7 protein-coding genes and 1 pseudogene are annotated in these 3,978 nt (G+C 71.8%); 3 read left to right on the plus strand and 5 right to left on the minus strand.

Annotated features, from left to right (window positions below; genetic code table 11):
• The coding region (locus ACFQ3T_RS34905) for a DAK2 domain-containing protein (RefSeq protein WP_380730134.1) at positions 1–316 on the minus strand (316 nt) is incomplete at its 3' end.
• 146 nt (positions 317–462) lie between these two features.
• Between ACFQ3T_RS34905 and rpmB the strand changes: the two genes are divergently transcribed.
• Positions 463–654, plus strand: coding sequence for a 50S ribosomal protein L28 (gene rpmB / locus ACFQ3T_RS34910; protein WP_033437952.1), 192 nt, complete (start codon positions 463–465; stop codon positions 652–654).
• 85 nt (positions 655–739) lie between these two features.
• On the opposite strand, the gene ACFQ3T_RS34915 is transcribed toward rpmB, so the two are convergent.
• The 4 genes from ACFQ3T_RS34915 to ACFQ3T_RS34930 are packed head-to-tail and all read right to left on the minus strand — an operon-like array spanning position 740 to position 3,418.
• Entirely contained in the window at positions 740–1,414 is a 675-nt protein-coding gene (locus ACFQ3T_RS34915) for a uracil-DNA glycosylase (RefSeq protein WP_380730136.1), read from the minus strand.
• 14 nt (positions 1,415–1,428) lie between these two features.
• Positions 1,429–1,950, minus strand: a complete 522-nt coding sequence (locus tag ACFQ3T_RS34920; protein WP_380730138.1) for a gamma carbonic anhydrase family protein — start codon at positions 1,948–1,950, stop codon at positions 1,429–1,431.
• A 17-nt stretch (positions 1,951–1,967) separates the two neighbouring features.
• Positions 1,968–2,399: a GNAT family N-acetyltransferase gene (locus tag ACFQ3T_RS34925; protein ID WP_380730140.1), complete on the minus strand. Its 432-nt coding sequence runs from the start codon at positions 2,397–2,399 to the stop codon at positions 1,968–1,970.
• Between the two features lie 53 nt (positions 2,400–2,452).
• Positions 2,453–3,418: a thiamine-phosphate kinase gene (locus ACFQ3T_RS34930; protein WP_380730142.1), complete on the minus strand. Its 966-nt coding sequence runs from the start codon at positions 3,416–3,418 to the stop codon at positions 2,453–2,455.
• Positions 3,419–3,515: 97 nt separating this feature from the next.
• Here ACFQ3T_RS34930 and ACFQ3T_RS34935 point away from each other — a divergent pair, with 97 nt between their 5' ends.
• Together ACFQ3T_RS34935 and ACFQ3T_RS34940 are read left to right on the plus strand one after the other, a co-directional pair.
• Positions 3,516–3,749, plus strand: coding sequence for an Lrp/AsnC family transcriptional regulator (locus ACFQ3T_RS34935; protein WP_015104517.1), 234 nt, complete (start codon positions 3,516–3,518; stop codon positions 3,747–3,749).
• A gap of 20 nt (positions 3,750–3,769) precedes the next feature.
• A pseudogene (locus ACFQ3T_RS34940) lies at positions 3,770–3,978 on the plus strand (DUF3515 domain-containing protein); the annotation flags it as partial.

Here is a 3,978-nt window from a genome sequence, read left to right on the forward strand (position 1 = left end):
CGCCGGACGCCGTGGGCGCGCCCTGGGCGGCCTCCGCCAGCCCGCGCAGCACCTGCGACAGGATCACCCCGGAGTTGCCGCGCGCACCGGCGAGCGCGCCGCGGGCGAGCGCGCCCAACGCCGCCCCGACGGTGTCCACGGGTGTCCTCAGCAGCGCGTCCAACGCCGAGCGCATGGTCTGGAGCAGGTTCGTGCCGGTGTCGCCGTCGGGCACGGGGAACACGTTGATGCGATCGATGTCCTCGCGGTTCACGTCCAGGGACCGAACGCAGGCGTCCGCCCACTGACGCACCGCGACCGCATCGAGAGCCCGCATGGCGGCGAGGGTATTCGACCCGGTTTGGAGGCAGAACGGCCCACCGGCTACCCTGTCTGGGTTGCCATGCCCGGCTGAGGCTTGTGCACGCTTGCGCGCCCGCCGGGGCGTGAGTACCGAATCAGTAACCTTAAGGAGTGGCTGACGTGGCTGCCGTGTGCGACGTCTGTGGCAAGGGGCCGGGCTTCGGCCATTCTGTCTCGCACTCCCACCGGAAGACGAACCGCCGGTGGAACCCGAACATTCAGACCGTGCGCGCGAAGGTTTCCTCTTCGACGCGGCAGCGGCTGAACGTGTGCACCTCGTGCCTGAAGGCGGGCAAGGTGGTGCGCGGCTGATGTCCCGCGCCCGAGCTTGTGGAAAGGCCCCCGGAATTCGTTCCGGGGGCCTTTTCGCGTCACGGGCGGAAGTACGGGGGAACGCTCAGGGGAGCTTCCAGTCGACCGGCTCCGCGCCCTGCTTCACCAGGAGCTCGTTGGCCTTGCTGAACGGCCGGGAGCCGAAGAAACCGCCCGCGGCGGACAGCGGGCTCGGGTGCACCGACTCGACGCACCGGTCCGCGCCCAGCAGCGGCTTGAGCGCGCGGGCCTGGCTGCCCCACAGGATCGCGACCAGCGGGGCGTCCCGCTCGGCCAGCGCCTTGATGGCCTGCTCGGTCACCGGCTCCCAGCCCTTGTTCCGGTGCGAGTTGGACTTGCCCGGCTCCACCGTCAGCGCCCGGTTCAGCAGCAGCACGCCCTGCTCGGTCCACGGCGTCAGGTCGCCGTTGGACGGCTTCGGGTGCCCCAGGTCGGACATGTACTCCGTGTAGATGTTGACCAGGCTCTTCGGGATGGGCCGCGTCTCCGGCGACACCGAGAAGCTCAGCCCGACGGCGTGCCCCGGGGTCGGGTACGGGTCCTGGCCGACGATCAGCACCCGCACCGAGTGGAACGGCTGCTGGAACGCCCGCAGCACGTTCTCCCCGGCCGGCAGGTAGGTGCGCCCGGCGGCGACCTCCGCCCGCAGGAAGTCGCCCATCGCGGCGATCCGATCGGCGACGGGCGCGAGTGCCGCGGCCCAGCCGGATTCCATGATTTCCTCAAGCGGACGTGCCACGGCGGGAACCTACCTCAGTCGAGCCGCCGGAGTTCCTTGCGGTACAGCAAGATGTTGGCCACGTACTTGTCCACGGCGAACTGCCACGCGCCGTCCGGCACGACGTACCCCTCGCGCACGCGGGCGGGCACGCCGAGCGCCATCGACCGCGCCGGCACGTGCCCGTCGAACGACACCACCGCGCCCGCGCCGACGATCGCGCCGGTCTCCACCACGGAACCGTTGAGCACCACGGACCCGGAGGCGATGAGGCACCGGTCGCCGATGGTCGCGCCCTCGATGTGGACGTTGTGCCCGATGACGCACTCCGCGCCGATCAGCGCCGGGTGGAACTCGGTGCAGTGCACCACCGTGCCGTCCTGGACCGACGTGCGCTCGCCGACCTCGATGCGCCCGTAGTCGCCGCGCAGCACGGCCTGCGGCCACACGGACGCGTGCGCGCCGATCCGGACGTCGCCGATCACGGTCGCGTCCGGGTGCACGTAGGCGTCCGGGTGGATCACCGGCTCCGAGTCGCCCAGCGCGTAGATGGCCATCGCGGTGCCTCCCGCGGTCAGAGGTCCTTCGCGTAGCAAAGGCTTTCCGGATGATGCCGGTAGACGCCGAAGTTGTCGATGCGCGCGTAGCCGCTGCTCTCGTACAGCTTGATCGCCTCGGGCTGCCGCAGCCCCGTCTCCAGCACCATCCGCGTGCGGCCGGCGGACCGCGCGGCCTCCTCCAGCGACGTCAGCACGACCCGCGCCAGGCCGCGCCCTCGCATGGCCTCGACCACGTACATGCGCTTGATCTCGGCGTCGCCGGGGAGCAGCGAGTCCTGCGCCTCCTCGTGGGCACGCCAGCCGCCGCAGGCCACCGGACCGCCGTCGACGTACCCGACCACGAAGTGGCCGCGGGGCGCGGCGAACTCCGCCGGGTCGACGGGCGTGACGTCGCCGTCGCCGTAGCGGGCCACGTAGACCTGCTGGAGGTCGGCGATCAGCTTCACCGAGTCTGGATGGTCATACGCGAGCGTGCATAGTTCCACATCGGTGAGGGTACCTACCGCCAGTGCTCCCAGCCAGGGGGTTTCTCGTACGCGCGGCCGTCCACGGTCACACCGCTGCCGTGCCGGACCGTGCCGATCGTGCGCCAGCCCTCGGGCACCGCCGCGGGCTCGGGGAACGTCGCCGCCAGCGCGTGGTCCTCCCCGCCGGTCAGCACCCAGTGCCGGGCGTCCGCGCCGAGCGCCGCCGCCACGTCGACCAAGCGGGGGTGGACCTCGAGCAGTTCCGTGCGGATGTCGATGCCGATGCCGGACTCGTCGGCGATGTGCCCCAGGTCGGCCAGCAGGCCGTCCGACACGTCGATCATCGCCGTCGCGCCCGCCGCCGCGGCCTGGGGGCCCGCCGCGTACGGCGGTTCGGGGTTCCGCTGCGCCCCGACGACCGCGACCGGCGACCGGAAACCGCGCTGGAGCACGGCCAGCCCGCCCGCCGCCCAGCCGAGCCGTCCGCACACCGCGACGACATCACCCACTTGTGCACCTGATCGGGTGATCGGCTCCAGACCGCCCATGTCGCCGAGCGCCGTAACGGAGATCACCAGTGTCGCGGACGACACCATGTCGCCGCCCACCACGCCGGCGCCCGCGACGGTCGCCTCCTGCCACAGGCCGGCGGTGATCCCCTCCACCACGGAGGACGGCGTGTCGGCGGGGCACGCCAGGCCGATCAGCAGGGCCGTCGGCATCGCGCCCATGGCAACGACATCAGCGAGGTTCACGGCCGCCGCCTTGCGGCCGACCTGCTCGGGAGACGACCAGTCGAGTCTGAAGTGGACACCTTCGACGAGCACGTCGGTGGACACCACCACGCGGCCGTCGGGCGCCGCGACGACAGCCGCGTCGTCACCCGGCCCGAGCAGGGTGGTGGGCGGCTGCGTCCGACCTGCCGTCACCCGGCGGATGAGACCGAACTCACCCACTTCAGCGACCGTGTCCGCGTTCCGCGGCGGCTCCGGACGCAAGATTGCCTCCCGTTCTGAGCATTCGGAACCCCAACTGGGGTACGTTGCTGTGCACGTTCCTACCCCGACCTAACCTGTCGCGACGAAGGGGCACGCCGTGGTGCACGCATACATCCTCATCCAGACCGAGGTCGGGAAGGCAGCCGCCGTTGCGGCGGAGATTTCCGGCATCCCCGGCGTGGCCACCGCGGAGGACGTCACCGGACCGTACGACGTGATCGTCCGCGCCGAGGCCGACACCGTGGACCAGCTCGGCCAGCTCGTGGTCGCCCGCATCCAGAACGTCGAGGGCATCACGCGAACGCTGACCTGCCCGGTGGTCCACCTGTAGCGCCGTGCTGTCATAGCCGGGTGGCCCAGGAACCGGAACCCGCCTCGCTGCTCCCCCGCCCGCTGCTCGCCGTCGCCCTCGGGCTGCCGGTGCTGCTCGCGGTCGCGGTCGCGGCCGTGGGCCTCTTCCTCGGCGGCGACGACGGCGGCGACGTCGCCGTCCGGCCCGCCGTGCACACCGGTCCCCTCGCGCTGGTGCCCGTGCCCGCGCCGGAGGCCGAGTCGGCCGA

This window comes from Saccharothrix hoggarensis (assembly GCF_042678885.1).
Lineage (GTDB): Bacteria > Actinomycetota > Actinomycetes > Mycobacteriales > Pseudonocardiaceae > Actinosynnema > Actinosynnema hoggarensis.